Annotated in this window: 17 protein-coding genes; 5 read left to right on the forward strand and 12 right to left on the reverse strand. The window is 66.6% G+C overall.

What is annotated here, in order from left to right; all coding sequences use genetic code 11:
* Positions 1–9: 9 nt before the first annotated feature.
* The gene (lepB, locus tag ACOFKW_RS06390; protein ID WP_419816504.1) at positions 10–840 is read left to right on the forward strand and encodes a signal peptidase I; all 831 of its coding nucleotides are present in this window, start codon (positions 10–12) and stop codon (positions 838–840) included.
* Positions 841–846: 6 nt separating this feature from the next.
* Positions 847–1887 carry an AI-2E family transporter gene (locus ACOFKW_RS06395; protein ID WP_419816505.1) on the forward strand — a complete coding sequence of 347 codons (1041 nt, stop codon included), beginning with the start codon at positions 847–849 and terminating at the stop codon, positions 1885–1887.
* 68 nt (positions 1888–1955) lie between these two features.
* Here ACOFKW_RS06395 and ACOFKW_RS06400 read toward each other — a convergent pair whose 3' ends face one another.
* Together ACOFKW_RS06400 and rpsU are read right to left on the reverse strand one after the other, a co-directional pair.
* Positions 1956–2459, reverse strand: a complete 504-nt coding sequence (locus tag ACOFKW_RS06400) for an FKBP-type peptidyl-prolyl cis-trans isomerase (protein WP_419816506.1) — start codon at positions 2457–2459, stop codon at positions 1956–1958.
* Positions 2460–2464: 5 nt separating this feature from the next.
* Positions 2465–2671, reverse strand: a complete 207-nt coding sequence (rpsU, locus tag ACOFKW_RS06405; RefSeq protein ID WP_419816886.1) for a 30S ribosomal protein S21 — start codon at positions 2669–2671, stop codon at positions 2465–2467.
* 159 nt (positions 2672–2830) lie between these two features.
* Between rpsU and ACOFKW_RS06410 the strand changes: the two genes are divergently transcribed.
* Positions 2831–3475, forward strand: a complete 645-nt coding sequence (locus ACOFKW_RS06410; RefSeq protein WP_419816507.1) for a COQ9 family protein — start codon at positions 2831–2833, stop codon at positions 3473–3475.
* On the opposite strand, the gene ACOFKW_RS06415 is transcribed toward ACOFKW_RS06410, so the two are convergent.
* The 4 genes from ACOFKW_RS06415 to ACOFKW_RS06430 are packed head-to-tail and all read right to left on the reverse strand — an operon-like array spanning position 3472 to position 6964.
* Positions 3472–4080, reverse strand: coding sequence for an ABC-type transport auxiliary lipoprotein family protein (locus ACOFKW_RS06415; RefSeq protein ID WP_419816508.1), 609 nt, complete (start codon positions 4078–4080; stop codon positions 3472–3474). The genes ACOFKW_RS06410 and ACOFKW_RS06415 overlap by 4 nt on opposite strands.
* 2 nt (positions 4081–4082) lie before the next feature.
* On the reverse strand, positions 4083–5045 hold the full coding sequence (locus ACOFKW_RS06420) for an MlaD family protein (RefSeq protein WP_419816509.1): 963 nt from the start codon (positions 5043–5045) through the stop codon (positions 4083–4085).
* On the reverse strand, positions 5046–5849 hold the full coding sequence (locus ACOFKW_RS06425) for an ABC transporter ATP-binding protein (RefSeq protein WP_419816510.1): 804 nt from the start codon (positions 5847–5849) through the stop codon (positions 5046–5048). It lies immediately after the preceding gene.
* On the reverse strand, positions 5849–6964 hold the full coding sequence (locus ACOFKW_RS06430) for an ABC transporter permease (RefSeq protein ID WP_419816511.1): 1116 nt from the start codon (positions 6962–6964) through the stop codon (positions 5849–5851). Before ACOFKW_RS06430 ends, ACOFKW_RS06425 begins: the two co-directional genes overlap by 1 nt.
* A gap of 96 nt (positions 6965–7060) precedes the next feature.
* Between ACOFKW_RS06430 and ACOFKW_RS06435 the strand changes: the two genes are divergently transcribed.
* A complete protein-coding gene (locus ACOFKW_RS06435) occupies positions 7061–7849 on the forward strand; it encodes an NTP transferase domain-containing protein (RefSeq protein WP_419816512.1) in 789 nt (262 codons plus the stop codon).
* Positions 7846–8508 (forward strand): HAD family hydrolase, encoded by a 663-nt coding sequence (locus ACOFKW_RS06440; RefSeq protein WP_419816513.1) that lies wholly within the window; start codon positions 7846–7848, stop codon positions 8506–8508. Before ACOFKW_RS06435 ends, ACOFKW_RS06440 begins: the two co-directional genes overlap by 4 nt.
* A 36-nt stretch (positions 8509–8544) precedes the next feature.
* Here the strand turns inward: ACOFKW_RS06440 and ACOFKW_RS06445 are convergent, their stop codons facing one another.
* The 6 genes from ACOFKW_RS06445 to tolR all read right to left on the reverse strand — a co-directional run bounded on the left by ACOFKW_RS06445 (position 8545) and on the right by tolR (position 16117).
* Positions 8545–9828 (reverse strand): NF038122 family metalloprotease, encoded by a 1284-nt coding sequence (locus ACOFKW_RS06445; protein WP_419816514.1) that lies wholly within the window; start codon positions 9826–9828, stop codon positions 8545–8547.
* 172 nt (positions 9829–10000) lie between these two features.
* Positions 10001–12688, reverse strand: a complete 2688-nt coding sequence (gene acnA / locus ACOFKW_RS06450) for an aconitate hydratase AcnA (RefSeq protein WP_419816515.1) — start codon at positions 12686–12688, stop codon at positions 10001–10003.
* Positions 12689–12877: 189 nt separating this feature from the next.
* Positions 12878–13435, reverse strand: coding sequence for a peptidoglycan-associated lipoprotein Pal (gene pal, locus ACOFKW_RS06455; RefSeq protein ID WP_419816516.1), 558 nt, complete (start codon positions 13433–13435; stop codon positions 12878–12880).
* A gap of 48 nt (positions 13436–13483) precedes the next feature.
* Positions 13484–14803 (reverse strand): Tol-Pal system beta propeller repeat protein TolB, encoded by a 1320-nt coding sequence (tolB, locus tag ACOFKW_RS06460; RefSeq protein ID WP_419816517.1) that lies wholly within the window; start codon positions 14801–14803, stop codon positions 13484–13486.
* 26 nt (positions 14804–14829) lie between these two features.
* Entirely contained in the window at positions 14830–15678 is an 849-nt protein-coding gene (locus ACOFKW_RS06465; RefSeq protein ID WP_419816518.1) for a hypothetical protein, read from the reverse strand.
* A 1-nt stretch (position 15679) separates the two neighbouring features.
* Positions 15680–16117: a protein TolR gene (tolR, locus tag ACOFKW_RS06470; protein ID WP_419816519.1), complete on the reverse strand. Its 438-nt coding sequence runs from the start codon at positions 16115–16117 to the stop codon at positions 15680–15682.

The following is a 16117-nucleotide window of genomic DNA, read 5'->3' on the forward strand; positions in this document are numbered from 1 at the left end:
GGAGCAACGATGGCAACGAAGACCGGCTCAACGCCCAAGAAAAAGACCAATTGGGCCAACGAGCTGTGGCAGATCTTCCTGCTCGTGCTGGCGGTGCTGGCGGTCCACAGCCTGATCGCCAAGCCATTCTACATCCCGTCTGGGTCGATGCTGCCGACGATGCTGATCGGCGACCAGTTGATCGTGTCGAAATTCCCCTATGGCTACAGCTATCTGTCGCCCAGCCTGCGGGTCCTGCCGGAAATGTCGGGGCGCCTGTTCGGCCAGCTGCCACAGCGCGGCGACATCGCCGTGATCAAGTCTCCCAAGGACAAGGAAGACTATATCAAGCGCGTCATCGGGCTGCCCGGCGACACCGTGCAGATGAAGAACGGCCAGCTTTGGCTCAACGGCGTCGCCGTTCCCAAGGTCGCCGAGGCCCCGATCGAGATTCCGGTCAGCCCGAACAGCGACTGCACCTCGTGGATCGACGCTCAGTATCGCACGGTCGGCGCCAACGGTCTCCCGGCCTGCCGCCTGCCGCGCTTCCGCGAGACGCTGCCGGGTGGCCGCAGCTACGATGTGCTCGACCTGGCACAGACGCCACAGGACAACACCGAGGCGCTGATCGTGCCCGAGGGTCATATCTTCCTGATGGGCGATAACCGCGACAACTCCGAGGACAGCCGCTTTCCCGGCGAGATCGGCGGCCTGGGCATGTTGCCGATCGAGAACCTCGTCGGGCGGGCCGAATTCATCACTTATTCGGTCGATGGCTCGACGACGCTCAACCCATTGACCTGGTTCGGTGCCTTCCGCTTCGGCCGTGCGTTTACGAGTCTCCATCCCCAACAGAAATGATCCCCGATGTCTGAGCCGCTGCCGCCGAGTCCGATCGAGCTGCACGGCCAGGCGAAAAGCGCGCTTCGCGATGCGCTGATCTGGATCTCGATCGCCGCGGCGTTCTTCCTGGTGTGGCAGCTCGCGTCGGCGCTGCTGCTGATCCTCGCCGGCTTCGTCTTCGCCGCGGGGCTGCAGGGCGGCGAGCGCTTGCTTGGTCGGGTCTGGAAGGTCCGCCGGATGATCCGGCTGGTAGTCGTCGTCCTGGTATTCATCGTCGCGCTGGTCGGCTTCGTCTACTTCGCCGGCACCCAGCTCACCCAGGAATTCGCGCAGCTCCGGTCGACACTCGCCCAGCAGGGCGAACGGCTGTCTCGCCTCGCCGAGGAGTATGGGGTGAGCAGCAAGGTCGCGGAGGGCGATCCATTCGACGCGATCAAGGCGCAGCTCGGCGGCTCGCTCGGGAGGATCGCATCGTTCATCGGCGGCGCAGCGGGAGCGCTGGGTAGCCTGGTACTGATCATCACGTTCGGCATCTTCGTCGCCGTCGATCCGAGGCTGTACGAGCGCGGTGTCGAATGGCTGACCCCTCAGGACAAGCGCGCCAGCCTGCGCGACACCGTCGAGGCGATGGGCGCGATGCTGCGTCGCTGGGTGGCGGGGCGTGTCGTACTGATGGTGTTCGAGGGGATGTTGATCTTCATCGGCCTGAGCCTGGTCGGCGCGCCGCTGGCACTGCTGCTCGGGCTGGTGGCGGGGCTGTTCGCCTTCATCCCCAACCTTGGGGCAATCGCCTCGGGCGCGCTGATTATCGCCATCGGTTTTTCGGCGGGGACGACGACCGGCTTATGGTCGATCGGCGTCTACCTGGTCGTGCAGGTCGCGGACAACTTCATCAATCCGCTGATCGAAAAGCGCGCCGTCGACCTCGCGCCGGCAGTGGTGCTGGCGGCGCAGTTGCTGTTCGGAGTGTTGTTCGGGATCTTGGGGGTGACGCTGGCGGACCCGATCGTCGCGCTCGTCAAGGTGGCGTTGCAGAGGCGCAATGCCGAGATGCAGGGCAAGTAGCCAGGACGGGCGCGGCGCCGCTTGCGAACGCGGTGGGCGTTCGCAAGCGGCGCGCGACCGCGCTGAGACTAGCCCTTGACGCCGAGCAGTTCGACCTTGAACAGCAAGACCGAGTTGGGCGGGATCACGCCACCGGCACCGCGGGCGCCATAGCCAAGCTCTGGCGGGATGGTGAAGTGATAGATCGAACCGGGGGTCATCAACTGCACGCCCTCGGTCCAGCCGGGAATGACCTGGTCGAGCGGGAATACCGCCGGCTGGCCACGCTGATAGCTGGAATCGAAGATCGTGCCGTCGAGCAACTTGCCCTCATAGTGCACGGCGACGGTGTCGGTGCGCTTGGGGTGTTCGCCCTTGCCCTCGGTTTCGACGGTGTATTGCAAGCCGCTTGCGGTGGTAATCACGCCAGGTTTCGCCTTGTTCGCCTTGAGATAAGCCAGGTCGGCGGGACGCACGGCATCGACTGCCTTTTGCGTCCCCATCCAGACCAGTACACCGACCAGCGCCAGCACGGCGGCGGCCAGCAACAGCCACCGGCCATAGCCGGAGCCTTGCGTGCCTGCGGTGGCCATTATGTTTAGCGGACGCCGTCGCGCTCGGCGCGCTTGCGCTCGAGCTTACGGGCGCGACGGACAGCAGCAGCCTTTTCACGGGCGCGCTTCTCGCTCGGCTTTTCGTAATGCCGGCGCAGTTTCATTTCGCGGTAGACGCCCTCACGCTGCAGCTTCTTCTTGAGCGCACGAAGCGCTTGATCGACATTGTTGTCGCGGACTACAATTTGCATAAGGGCCTTGTCGCTCCATTCACGCAACGCACCTCAGCATGGCACGCGCTTGTCACAGGGTTTCTGGGTCGCCGTAGACGAGTCTCCGGCGCGAGGGACGGGGCCATAGCAGACGATGCCGCAGTGGTAAACCTTGTGCTTACCAACTAATCTGTCCGGATGATCGACCAGACCCTCGACGAGCTCCGTCCCCAGCTGATTGCAGCGATGCTGCCGCACGTCGCCTTCGATGGCTGGAGCGAGGCGGCGCTGCTGGCCGGGGCACGCGCCGCCGGCATCGACGAGGATGTCGCCAAGGTCGCATTCCCTGACGGAGCAACGGCGATGGTCGAGGCTTACATCGCCCGCGCCGACGCGCGCCTGGTCGAGTCGCTGGCGGCGCAGGACATATTGTCGATGAAGGTCCGGGAGCGCATCCGCCGTGCCGTGGCGACCCGGCTTGAACAGGCGTCCGGAGAACGCGAGGCGGTGCGCCGGGCGCTGGCGGTGCTGGCGATGCCCCAGAACCTGCCGCTGGCCGCACGGACGCTGTGGCGGACTGCCGATACCATGTGGCGCGCGGCGGGCGACACGGCGACCGACTATAACCACTACACCAAGCGCGCCATCCTGGGGGCGGTGTACAGCGCGACGCTGCTGGTCTGGCTGGACGACACCAGCGAGGGCCATGCCGAGACGCTGGCGTTCCTCGACCGGCGCATCGACGGGATCATGCGCTTCGAGAAGACCAAGGCGAAGCTGACCGGCATCCACCTGCCGAGCCCGGCGCGGTTCCTGGGACGCCTGCGCTACCCGGCGATCTAGCGCGCCGTCACCCAGGCCGCGACATCGGCCGCCACCGCATTGGCAACGCCGTTGAGTGCCATTGCGACATCGCCCGGCGTCTGGCTCGTGACGGGTGCGCTGCGCTCGAAGCGGCGCACGTTCAACGTCTTGCCACCGTCGCCGGTCAGCAGCGCATCGTAGCGCAAGGTCACCTTGGGCTGGGCCGGATCCCGCACGTCGAGGCTGAAATCGAGCAATTGTCCCGACAGCAGGCGCGTCGCGCCGATGTTGGTCTGCCTCGCATCAAGGATCGCCACCCCGCGCGATGCGATGGTATCGATCAACACGCGCGCGAACAGCTTGTTCGGCTGCTCCGCCCAAGTCGCGCCGGTCAGATAGGCAAGCTCGGTATCACGCTGGATGACCGGTAGCCGCAGCGTCTGCAGCGGCCCTGGCAGGCTCGGCGTCGCCACCGACAAGGTGTTCGTCATGCTGGCGGTCGTCGTCACCGGCAGCGCGGTTGCGCGCAGGGTCAGCAGTGCCACCGGCGCCTTGTCGTTTCCGCCGATCTGCACCAGCGGTCCGCAAGCTGCGACCAGGACCAGCGGCGCCAGCAACAGCGGGAGGATGAGACCAGTCTTCATAGTCACTTGGCCTTCTTGCCGCCGTTAGGATTGTACTCGGGCAACCGTCGTCCGCCGAGCAATGCGCTGGCCGGATCCTCGTCGAGCTTGGCCGATACCGCGCCCAGCGACGTGGTGACGTCGCGCAGATCGCGGATCAGCTGGCCGATTTCCGGAACGGTGCGGGTCGACAGCGCATCGATGCCGGGCTTTGCCGCTCCGACCAGATCGTCGACCTTGCCCAGCGTCGCGTTGGCGCGAGCGATAGTGCCGTTCAAATTGGTGAACAGCGTCTTGCCCTGGTCGTTGACCAGCCCGTCGGTGTCGCCGACCAACTGTTTCAGTGCATTCGCCGCCTCGGTCGCCGCCTTCATCGTCTGCCGGGTCTCAGCCAAGGTTGCGGCGATCTCCGGACCACGGTCCGCCAGTGCGTTCGACAGGCGGTCGGTGCTTGCCAGGATGTGCGCGATCGAATCGCGGTTCTGGGCGTTCAACAGCTTGTTCAGGCTGGCGGTCAGGTCGGAGACATTGTTGAGCAGTTCCGGCGCACTGGCGAGCAACTGGCCCAGCGCGCCCTTGCGCGACGGGATGATCGGACGGCCCCAGCGGCCCTTGGCCTCGATCGGCGGCTGACCGCCGACGGCACCGCTCAGCTGTATCTGGCTGACGCCGGTAAAGCCGACGCCTTCGATACCCGCGGTCGTGCCCTGCAGCACCGGGATATCGGGATCGACGCTGATCCGCACGCGCACCAGTTGCGGCGAGTCGGGAACGATGGCGATGCGGTCGATCTTGCCGGCTGGCACGCCGTTGAACGCGACCGCGCTGCCGACCGCCAAGCCGGAGATCGACTGGCTGAACAGGATGTCGAACTCCTGCTTGGTGTCACCGGAAAAGCGCGCCAGCCAAAGCACGGCGGCGAACAGCAGGACGGTGAAGGCCAGCACGACCGAGCCGACGAGGACGTATGAGCTGCGGGTTTCCACTTACGCTTTTTCCTTACCCGCCATCGCAGCGCGGCCGCGCGGCCCCAGAAAATACTCTCGCACCCACGGATGATCAAACGCCAAAAGTTCCGGTATCGTTCCGACCTTCAGCACGACTCCGTCCGCCAGCACCGCGACGCGGTCGCAGATGGCGTTGAGCGTATCGAGGTCGTGGGTAATCAGGAACACCGTCAATCCGAGCGTATCACGCAGCGACTTGATCAGCTCGTCGAAGGCCGCCGCCGAAATCGGATCGAGTCCCGCAGTCGGTTCGTCGAGGAACAACAGCCGTGGGTCCAGCGCCAGGGCGCGTGCCAGCCCGGCGCGCTTGCGCATGCCGCCCGACAATTCGCTGGGGAAGCGCGGCCCGGCGTATTTCGGCAGGCCGACCATGGCGATCTTGAAGCCGGCAATCTCGTCCATCAGCGATTGTTCGAGCTGGAAGAACTCCTTGAGCGGCACCTCGATATTCTCGGCGACGGTCAGCGCAGAAAACAGTGCACCGTCCTGGAACAGCACGCCACAGCGCCGCCGCAAGTCCTTGGACGCGACGTCGTCGAGATTGGCGGTGTCTTCGCCGAACACTTCGATGGTCCCGGCATTGGGTTTCTGCAGGCCGATGATCGAGCGCATCAGCACCGACTTGCCGGTACCCGAGCCACCGACGACACCGAGGATCTCGCCGCGGCGGACCTCCAGCGACAGATCGTGATGGACGACCTGGTCGCCGAAGCTGTTCTCCAGCCCGGTGACCTTGATGACGACGTCGGGCAAGGCGACGGGGGGCGATCCGGAAGCGGCCATCAGACGAACCCAAGGGCGGTGAAGAACACCGCGAAGAATGCGTCCAGCACGATGACCAGGAAGATCGACTGGACCACTGCCGCGGTGGTGCGTTGTCCAACCGACTCGGCGTTGCCGGTAACCTGCATGCCCTGGAAACAGCCGGTCACGGCTATGATCGCACCGAATACCGGCGCCTTGACCAGGCCGATCCAGAAATCGCTCAGCGGCACGACTTCCTGCAACCGCTGGAAAAAGCTGATCGGCGGCATGCCGAGCGAGGCCCAGCAGAACAGCCCGCCACCGAGAATCGCCATCATCGAGCCGTAAAAGCCGAGCAGCACCATCATCAGCGAGGTGGCGATGACACGCGGGATGACCAGCACGTCGAACGGCGACATGCCGATGGTCCGCATCGCGTCGATCTCTTCGTTAAGCTTCATCGAGCCGATCTGCGCGGCAAAAGCCGAGCCCGAGCGTCCGGCGACCATGATCGCGCACAACAGGATGCCGAGCTCGCGCACCGTCGAGCGGCCGATCAGGTTGACGACGAACACCTCGGCGCCGAACTGGCGGAGCTGAACAGCGCCCTGCTGGGCCAGCACGATGCCGACCAGGAACGACAGCAGACCGACGATGCCGAGCGCATTGACGCCGACCACGTCCATCTGGCTGACCACCGCGTTCCAGCGCATCCGGCGGCGCGAGACGAGCTCCTGAGCCAACACCACCAGAGTCTTGCCGAGGAAGGCGAGGAAGGTGCCCAGCGTCTCGATCGCGCCGACGACGCCCTTGCCGATCGCCTCGATGCGCTTGACGACGACGCTGCCCTGGTCGGGGCGAACCTGCACGGTGTTGTCGGCCTCGCCAACCTGGTCGATCAGTCGCTTGGCATCGTCCGAGGCATTGGCGAGCGTTGCCTTGTCGCAATCGCGAATCAGCTTGTGGACCAGCCAGGCACCGATGGTGTCGATGCGTTCGACATCGGACATGTCGACGGTAACCGGGTCGTTGCTGTCGCCCAAGGCCTCGAGTGTGGGGGCGATCGTGCCGATGTGCGCGACCGTCCAACGGCCACCGAGCCGCAGAACCCGGCCGGAGTCGGTACGATCATCCTGAAGCGTGGCTTCGGTCACGCTGCTTTGGTGGCTGATACGGTCATGTCGGGCAAGTCACAAACGCTCAAACAGGCGAAAGTTGCACAGAGGGGCGCGGCCCGTCATGACGAAAGGATGTGGACAGCCCTGCTTCTCGCCGGTCAACGCCCGGGCATCGACGCGTTGGCGGCAGCCTTTGGCGAGACGCGCAAGGCGCTGGTCCCGGTCGCCGGCGAGGCGATGCTGTCGCGGGTGGCGCGGACGCTGCTCGCGTGCCCCGAGGTATCGCGAGTCGTCGTGCTGGCGCAGGATGTCGAGGCGCTGACTGCCACGGCCGACACGTCGTGGCTGGCAAGCGAGCCGCGGGTGTCGTTTGCAGTATCGGAGGGTGGTATTGCGGTGTCGGTGGCCGCGGTGGCGGGAACCGCGACGGCGCCGTGGCCAGTGCTGGTGACGACCGCGGATCACCCGTTGCTGACGCCGGCCATGGTGGCGGAATTCCTGGCCGGGACCGGCAACGCCGATGTCGCGGTCGCAGTGGTCGAGCGGCGCGTCGTGCTGGCGGCTTATCCCGCCAACCAGCGGACCTGGCTGAAGTTTCGCGGTGGTGCCTGGTCGGGGGCGAATTTGTTTGCCTTGAGCGACGCCCGGGCCGCGGCGGCGCTGGCGATGTGGGCGGGCGTGGAGCGCGACCGCAAGTCCGGGTGGCGGCTGATCCTGAAGCTCGGGCCGTTGCTGCTGGCCGGGGCGGCGTTGCGGGTCCTGACGTTGCACGATGCGGTAGCGCGAGTCGGACGGCGGCTCGGTCTGGTCATGCGGGCAGTGGCGCTGAGCCAGGCGGAAGCGGCGATCGACGTCGACAAGCCCTCGGACCATGCGTTGGCGCAGGCGATACTGTCGGCCCGGGTCCAGACCCTGGCATGACGCCGCTCAGCATCTTCGACATGGACCGGACGATCACCCGCACCGGTACCTATACGCCGTGGCTGATCCTGTGGGCGCGGCGGCAGGCGCCGTGGCGGTTGGCGCTGCTGCCGGTGTCGGCGCTGTTCGGCCTGGCCTATCTGCTCAAGCTGGTTGGCCGGGGTCGGCTGAAGGAGCTAAACCACCGGCTGCTGATGGGCGACCGGGCGCCGCGCGCCAAGGTCGAGGCGGTCGCTGCGCTGTATGCCGAGCGAATCATGGCGACCAACGTCTTTGCCGGCGCGCTGGCACGGCTGGAGGCGGAGCGCGCAGCGGGTCGTCGCGTCGTGCTGGCGACCGCGTCCTACGAGTTCTACGTCGTCGAGATTGCCGCGCGGCTGGGCATCGCCGACGTCATCGCGACCCGCTCGGTATGGGACGGTGACCGGCTGCGCGCCCGCATCGATGGCGAGAACTGCTATGGTGCGGCCAAGCTGCGGATGGTCGAGGCCTGGCTGGCAGCGAACGGCCTGGGTGACGCGCCGATGCGCTTTTTCTCCGACCACGTGTCCGACCAGCCCGTGTTCGAGCGCGCGGCCGAGCGAATCGCGACGACTCCGTCGCCAAAGCTGCGGGCGCTCGCCCAGGCGCGCGGTTGGGAGATCGTCGACTGGACCTGACGGGGCTGTCCGGTTGGAGCAGCCCCCCGGTCGTCGTCAGGCGGTAGCGTAGCCGGTACGGCGCTGGCGGCGCAGTGCTCCGCCGACCAGGCCGAAGCCGCCGATCATCAGCACCCAGGTCGCCGGCTCCGGTACCGCCAGGCCGTTGAAGGCGGCGTAGGCGCGCGCCGTGCTGAACCGGTAGTTGCCGTGATCGAGCGGGTTGAACGCGATGTCCCAGCCGATCGCGTCGAACGCCGCCAGGTCGAGCGCGGTGATCGCCTGCATCTGGCCGCGGCCCGACGTCGGGTCGAGGATGCCGAGCTGCGGCGCGCCGGCGGCACTGTCCTTCCAGTGCGAGGCCTGGTTGCCATCGCCGTTGTTGACGCCAGTCGAGAAGCGCGAATTGCCGAACAGCTGCGTCGAGCCATCGAGCGAGAAGAACGGTACGGCCTGCGTCGACCAGTCGAGCTCGCCCGCGGCATTGTAGCGAAACAGGTCGAGCTGGCTGGAGACCACGAAATTCTCCAGCGTGCCCCCGGTCGTGCCGGTGAATGCGTCGAAACCGTCGACGCCGCTGACGAAGCCGAGCGCGTGGCCAATCTCGTGGATAGCGACGCCGATGAAGTCGTAGGACAGCGCGTCGATACCGTTCATCGGGTTGAAGTCGAAGGCGAACAGGTTGCTGAAGGTGATCGAGCCGTCGGTCGCCGCATAGTTGATCGGGGTGCCGCTGACGTCGGTGGTCAGGCCCATGGCCTTGGCGCTCGCGGTGGTGACGGCAAGCGCCGAATTGTCGACGCCGTGGTCGTTGTCGAGCCGGGTCGCGGTGTCGACATAGCCGTTGTTGGTGGCGTTGAAGGCGTTGGTCCGGACCGCGACCGAGCCGATGCCCGGACCAAGCGCACTCGGGCTGAGCGGCTGCAGGCCGGCGACCGCCTTCTGGTCGAGCTTGCTGGTGATGTCGTGGCCGAGGGCGTTGTAGGTCTGCCCCATCGACAGCACCGACCGTGCACTGCCGGTCGAACCGAGGATACCGGCGCCGAGCGACGAGAAACCGATGTTGAGGTTGACGGTGACATTGTCCTTCAGGACCGACGACCAATATGCCGCTGCGGCTTCGAAGCCGCTGCGCGCCTGGGTGCCGGCACCGGCGCCGCCAGTGTCCGTCAGGTGAAAGGTCAGCGCGCTCGCCGGGGCGATCGCCGTGCCGGCAAGCATGCCCGCCACGAGTAATTTCACGAACCGCATCCACGTCATCCCTTGTTTCAAGGCCAGGTCGAAGACGCGAATGGCGGCGTCGCGAACGCGCAGGCCGGGGCCCGCGTCGTGCCGAACCATCCCCCACCAACGCCGGACGTTACATTAGTGTATCGAAATCGGGGACGAAGCTAGCGCAAATAAATTGACGCTTGGTTGTTCGGCCAGGCGGCCGATCGCACACAGAAAAATGCCACCGCGTTCGTGGAACGCGGTGGCATTTTCTGCGAAGCTTTCGAGGCGCTTGCGCGCTTTAGGCGGCGAGTTTCCTCAGGACGTACGGAAGGATGCCGCCGGCGTAGAAGTAATCGAGCTCCTGCTCCGTATCGATGCGGCAGCGGGCGACGAAGCTGCCGGTGGTGCCGTCGGCGCGGGTGAAGGCGACGGTGACATCCTGGCGCGGGCGCAGATCGGCCATGCCGAGAATGTCGAAGGTCTCGGTGCCGTCGAGACCAAGCGTCTTGCGGTCGGTGCCATCGGCGAACTGCAGCGCCAGCACGCCCATGCCGATCAGGTTGGAGCGGTGGATGCGCTCGAACGATTCCGCGATTACGGCGCGAACGCCGAGCAGGGTGGTGCCTTTCGCCGCCCAATCGCGCGACGAGCCGGTGCCGTATTCCTTGCCGGCGACGACGACGAGCGGAATGCCCTCGGCGCGGTACTTGTCGGCCGCGTCGAAGATCGCCAGCTGCTCGCCGGTCGGGATGTACTTGGTGACGCCACCCTCGACGCCCGGCACCATCTCGTTGCGGATGCGGATGTTGGCGAAGGTGCCGCGCATCATCACCTCGTGGTTGCCGCGGCGCGCGCCGTAGCTGTTGAACTCGGCGCGGCTGACCTGACGCTCGTTGAGGTAGCGACCGGCAGGCGAGGCTTCCTTGATCGAGCCGGCGGGCGAGATGTGGTCGGTGGTGATCGAATCGCCGAAGATCGCCAGCGGACGGGCGGCGCGGATGTCCTCGACGCCGACCGCGGTCATCGTCATGCCCTCGAAGTAGGGCGGGTTCTGCACATAGGTCGATGCAGGGTTCCACTTGTAGGTGGCGCCGCCCTCGACCTTGATGCCCTGCCAACGCTCGTCGCCCTCGAAGACGTTGGCGTAGCGATTGCGGAACATGTCGGCGGTGACCGACGACAGGACCATGTCGCTGACCTCCTGGTTGGTCGGCCAGATGTCCTTGAGATAGACGTTCTTGCCCTCCGGCGTCTGGCCGAGCGGGTCGGTGACGATGTCACCGCGCATCGTTCCCGCGATCGCATAGGCGACGACCAGCGGCGGCGAGGCGAGGTAATTGGCGCGCACGTCGGGCGAGACGCGGCCTTCGAAATTCCGGTTGCCCGACAGGACCGAGACGGCGACCAGGTCGCCGCTGCTGATCGCGTCGCTGATCGGCTCGGGCAGGGGGCCGGAGTTGCCGATGCAGGTCGTGCACCCATAGCCGACCAAGTTGAAGCCCAGGTAATCGAGGTCGTCCTGCAGCTTCGACGCGGCGAAATAGTCGGTGACGACCTTGGAGCCCGGCGCGAGGCTGGTCTTGACCCACGGCTTGCTGTGCAGGCCGAGCGCCCGCGCCTTGCGCGCCACCAGGCCGGCAGCGACCAGCACGTTGGGGTTGGAAGTGTTGGTGCAGCTGGTGATCGCGGCGATCACCACGTCGCCGTGGCCGACGTCGTAATCGGCACCCGCGACGGCAACGCGCTTCTGGCCCTCGTCACCGGGCTTCTTGTAGCCCGAGGCCAGCTCGGTCTCGAACGCCTCGTCGGCCTGGCTGAGCAGGACGCGGTCCTGCGGGCGGCGCGGACCGGCGAGCGACGGCTGGACGCTCGACAGGTCGAGGTGGAGCGTGTCGGTGAACACCGGGTCGACGGAGGTGCCGTCGCGCCACATGCCCTGGGCGCGGGCATAGGCCTCGACCAGCTCGATGCGGTGCGGATCGCGGCCCGACAGGCGAAGATAGTTGAGCGTCGCCTGGTCGACCGGGAAGAAGCCGCAGGTCGCGCCATATTCCGGCGCCATGTTGGCGATGGTGGCACGGTCCGCGAGACCGAGGCTGTCGAGGCCCGGGCCGTAGAACTCGACGAAGCGCCCGACGACGCCCTTGGCGCGCAGCATCTGGGTGACGGTCAGCACGAGGTCGGTGGCGGTGACGCCCTCCGGCAGCACGCCGTCCATCTTGAAGCCGACGACTTCGGGGATCAGCATGCTGACCGGCTGGCCAAGCATCGCCGCCTCGGCCTCGATGCCGCCGACGCCCCAGCCGAGGACGCCGAGGCCGTTGACCATTGTCGTATGGCTGTCGGTGCCGACCAGCGTGTCGGGATAGGCGTGCAGGCTGCCGTCCTCGGCTTCGCTGGTCCACACGGTCTGGGCCAGGTACTCGAGGTTGACCTGGTGGCAGATGCCGGTGCCGGGCGGCACGACGCGGAAGCCCTTCAGAGCCGACGAGCCCCAGCGCAGGAACTCGTAACGCTCGATGTTGCGGGCGTATTCGAGGTCCATATTGTCCTCGAAGGCGTGCGGGGTGCCGAACTCGTCGACCATGACGCTGTGGTCGATGACGAGGTCGACCGGGATCAGCGGATTGATCTTGGCCGGGTCGCCGCCGAGCTTGGTCATCGCGTCGCGCATCGCTGCGAGGTCGACGACGCAGGGCACGCCGGTGAAGTCCTGCATCAGCACCCGAGCGGGGCGATAGGCGATCTCGCGGTCGGAGCGGCGGTCGGACGCCCATTTCACCATCGCCTCGAGGTCGGTGCGGGTGACGGTGACGCCGTCTTCGAAGCGCAGCAGGTTCTCGAACAGCACTTTCATCGAATAGGGCAGGCGCGACGCATCACCGAGAATTTCGGCCGCAGCGGTCAGGCTGTAATATTCATAATCCTTGCCCTCGACCGTCAACGTGCGGCGGGTGTTCAGGCTGTCGTGTCCGACGGCGGTCATGGCATAATCCTCGGCTGTGCGAGGGCCTGTTAGCAAAGGGGTGCGCCGGGGGCTATCTTCTTCTCCGGCTTGACGAAGAGCACGCCGCCCCGGGCCAACCCAAGCGTCTCATTTCTCGCCTCCCCCCGCTAGCGGGAGAGGGCGACAAACGGCGCTTGCGCAGCCCGGGGTGGGGCAGCTTAGCCTGGCTTACCCAGCAGCGCCGCTCATGATCACCGTCACGGCGCGACGGTTCCGAGCATAGGCTGCCTCGTCCGAACCTTCGGCCTCCGGACGCTCCTTGCCGTAGCTGATCGTCTGGATGCGGCTCGCGGCGACACCCTGTGCGGCGAGGAAGTTCTTCGCTGCGTTGGCGCGGCGGTCGCCGAGCGCGAGGTTGTACTCGCGGGTGCCGCGCTCGTCGGTGTGACCCTCGATGGTGATCTTGACGTTGGCGTAGCGCGCCAGCCACTCGGCCTGCTTGCCGAGGACGCCGCGACCGGCATCGTCGATCTCATAGCTGTCATAGCCGAACAGCACCCGGTCGCTACCCGACTGGGCGACGAAATCGGCCTGGCTGCCCGGGATGTTCGAGGTGCCGACGCCGGTATCCGCGCTCGACGGCCCGGTGTTGCCCGAGGGCGGCGCGGTGTCGCCCGGTGCGGCGGCGGGCGGCGGCGGCGGCGGCAGATTCTTCTTCTTGGGCGAGCAGGCCGCTGTCGCGACCAGTGCCGCGACAAGGCTGAACTGAAGAGCGCGATTAAACATGGGCGTGGCCTTTTCTTGCTTCGGCGAACAGTTTAGCGAATTGGAACGTCAAGGCAACAACGGCGACCAGGCCGGATCGGACCCATCGAGCGGCGTTTTAAGCTTGCGCTCGTTCTGGCCCGAGAGGTCGACGGAGTGGAGGTCGACGCTGCCCGCACGCCCGGCAAGGGTACGGAAGAACAGCACGACGCGGCCGTTCGGCGACCAGGTCGGACCCTCGTCCTGATAGGAATTGGTCAGCAGCCGCTCGCCGCCGCCATCGGGCTTCATCACGCCGATGCGGAACTGGCCGCCACCGAGGCGGGTGAAGGCGATAAGATCACCGCGCGGCGACCACACCGGGGTAGCGTAGCGTCCGTCTCCGAAGCTGATGCGGGTCTGGCCGCTGCCGTCGGCGCTCATGGTGTAGATCTGCTGGGTGCCGCCGCGGTCGCTCTCGAAGACGATGCGGCTGCCATCGGGCGAATAGCTCGGCGCGGTGTCGATGCCGGGGCCGGTGGTCAGGCGCGTCAGCTTCCGCGAGCCGAGGTCCATCCGATAGACGTCGGTGTTGCCGCCGATCGCCATCGAGAACACGATGTTGGAACCGTCGGGCGAGAAGCGCGGCGCAAAGCTCATGTTGGGGAAGTCGCCGACCGCCTCCTGCCGCCCGGTGCCGATCGTGTAGATCCAGACACGCGGCCGGTTGTTGGAGAACGACATGTAGGTGATGGTCTGCTGGTTCGGTGCAAAGCGCGGCGTCAGCACCAGCGACTGGCCGTTGGTCAGGAAGCGGTGGCCGGCACCGTCCTGGTCCATCACCGCCAACCGCTTGATCCGCTTGGTCTTGGGACCGGTCTCGGAGACATAGACGATGCGGCTGTCGAAATAGCCGGTCTCGCCGGTCAGGCGCGAATAGACGAGGTCGGCGCATTTGTGCGCGGCCCGCCGCCAGTTCGCCGCAGTCGTGACAAAGCCCTGCCGCGCCAGTTCTTCCGACGAGAACACGTCATAGGCGTAGCAGCCCAGCGTGATGCCGCCGTCCGGGTTGGCGGTAACGCTGCCGGTGATCAGCGCCTGTGCCGCGATCGTCCGCCAGCTGGCGAACTGCGGCTGGGTAACGTCGGGGATGGTGACGACGCTGGTATAGGCGGCTGGGTCGATCGGCCGGAACAGGCCCGAACTGCCGAGATCGGCGGCGATGACCTGCGCCACCTGGGCGCCCAGGGCAGCGGTGCTGCCCGCCTCGGTTTGTGCGGTGGCCGCCGTCGCGAAGGTCGGCACCGCGATCGGTAGCGGCTGGGCAATGCCGCTGTTGATGTCGACGCGGATCACCGCGGCAGCCGGGGCGCTGGCGAGCAGCAGGGCAGTCAGGATCAGGTTACGCATTCTTGGGTCTTACCTCAGGGTCTGGCTCAAGTCATTTCCGAAGGGTCGAAATTCAGCTCGAACGCCTTCCAGAGCTCGAACATATCCCCGGGCAACCTTAACGGCGCACAACGCAGCACGGCGCGCTTGGCGGTTTCGGCAAAGGCTTGGGCATAGGCGGCGTTGCCCGCAGTCGCCCCGGTCTGGCTCACGACCGTGGGCCGGCCGACGACGGTGCCGTCCTTGGCCAGGTCGATATGGAGCACGACGGTCATCTTGCGGACGTCGGCGCCGCCGATCGGCGGGTTCCAGCACGGCGCAATCTGGGCGCGGATCGCCGCGATCAGGCTGGCCGAGGCGCGCGCATCGAACTTCGCCGTCTTGGGGATCGACAGCTCGATGGACTGGGCGAATTTCGACGGGTCGCGGACGCGCTTGGGGGCCTTGGGCAGGCTCTTGTCGATCAGGTCGCTCAGTTCGGAGGCGTCGAACGCCTTCTCTACCTTGGCGGGGGTCTGCTTGACCGGCTTTGGCTTGGGCTCGGGCTTTGGCGGTTCCGGCTTGGGCTCGGGTTTTGGCTCCGGCTTGGGCGGTGTCGGCTTGGGCTTGGGCTTGGGCTCCGGGGTCGGCTCGGGCACCGGCGTCGGCTCGGGGATCGGCTCGGGCTTGACCTCGGGCGGCGTCGGCTCGGGCGCAGCGGTCTCCTGCGGGGCCGCGGCCTTGGACTCCTTGGGCTTTTCGGCGACGCGCGTCTCGGGCGCGATGTTGACCAGCTCGACCGGCACCGCTTCCTCGATGACCAGCGGCTTCTTCATCATCGACCAGCCGACCGACAGCGCTGCGAACAGCATGATGTGCGCGACACCGGCGGCGATCAGCGCCTGGCGTTCGGTCATGTCACGACCTCGGCTTGGACCCGGTCGGCTGGCTGACCAGCGCGACCTTCTTGAAACCGGCCGCCGAGATCTCGCCGACGACGGCCATGACCTTGCCATAGTCGAGCTCGCGGTCGGCGCGGACGTAGACGCGGGCCTCGTCGGTGCGCGCCGTCTTGATCGCTGCCAGCTTGGCCGACAGCCCGCCCTCCTCGATCCGCAGCTCGTCGATGAACAGCTCGCCCTTGCCGTTGAGCGAGACCTGGACCGGCGTGTCGTCGGATTTCAGCGCGCTCGCCTTGCTGTCGGGCAGGTCGACGGGCACACCGGTGACCAGCAGCGGCGCGGTGACCATGAAGATGATCAGCAGCACCAGCATGACGTCGACCATTGGCGTGACGTTGATCTCCGCCATCGGCATCCGGCGTCCGCCGCGCCGCTGGGGACCACCCATCGCCAC

The sequence above is a fragment of the Glacieibacterium sp. genome (genome assembly GCF_965200405.1).
Taxonomy (GTDB): domain Bacteria; phylum Pseudomonadota; class Alphaproteobacteria; order Sphingomonadales; family Sphingomonadaceae; genus Glacieibacterium.

Bases quoted from the DNA above. Each gene is read 5' to 3' on its own strand.
- ACOFKW_RS06435 (WP_419816512.1), top strand. From the start codon at position 7,061: ATGTGGACAGCCCTGCTTCTCGCCGGTCAACGCCCGGGCATCGACGCG.
- ACOFKW_RS06395 (WP_419816505.1), top strand. From the start codon at position 847: ATGTCTGAGCCGCTGCCGCCGAGTCCGATCGAGCTGCACGGCCAGGCG.
- acnA (WP_419816515.1), bottom strand. From the start codon at position 12,688: ATGACCGCCGTCGGACACGACAGCCTGAACACCCGCCGCACGTTGACG.
- tolB (WP_419816517.1), bottom strand. From the start codon at position 14,803: ATGCGTAACCTGATCCTGACTGCCCTGCTGCTCGCCAGCGCCCCGGCT.
- ACOFKW_RS06415 (WP_419816508.1), bottom strand. From the start codon at position 4,080: ATGAAGACTGGTCTCATCCTCCCGCTGTTGCTGGCGCCGCTGGTCCTG.
- ACOFKW_RS06445 (WP_419816514.1), bottom strand. From the start codon at position 9,828: ATGGTTCGGCACGACGCGGGCCCCGGCCTGCGCGTTCGCGACGCCGCC.
- ACOFKW_RS06425 (WP_419816510.1), bottom strand. From the start codon at position 5,849: ATGGCCGCTTCCGGATCGCCCCCCGTCGCCTTGCCCGACGTCGTCATC.
- ACOFKW_RS06465 (WP_419816518.1), bottom strand. From the start codon at position 15,678: ATGACCGAACGCCAGGCGCTGATCGCCGCCGGTGTCGCGCACATCATG.
- ACOFKW_RS06410 (WP_419816507.1), top strand. From the start codon at position 2,831: ATGATCGACCAGACCCTCGACGAGCTCCGTCCCCAGCTGATTGCAGCG.
- ACOFKW_RS06440 (WP_419816513.1), top strand. From the start codon at position 7,846: ATGACGCCGCTCAGCATCTTCGACATGGACCGGACGATCACCCGCACC.
- lepB (WP_419816504.1), top strand. From the start codon at position 10: ATGGCAACGAAGACCGGCTCAACGCCCAAGAAAAAGACCAATTGGGCC.
- rpsU (WP_419816886.1), bottom strand. From the start codon at position 2,671: ATGCAAATTGTAGTCCGCGACAACAATGTCGATCAAGCGCTTCGTGCG.
- ACOFKW_RS06400 (WP_419816506.1), bottom strand. From the start codon at position 2,459: ATGGCCACCGCAGGCACGCAAGGCTCCGGCTATGGCCGGTGGCTGTTG.
- pal (WP_419816516.1), bottom strand. From the start codon at position 13,435: ATGTTTAATCGCGCTCTTCAGTTCAGCCTTGTCGCGGCACTGGTCGCG.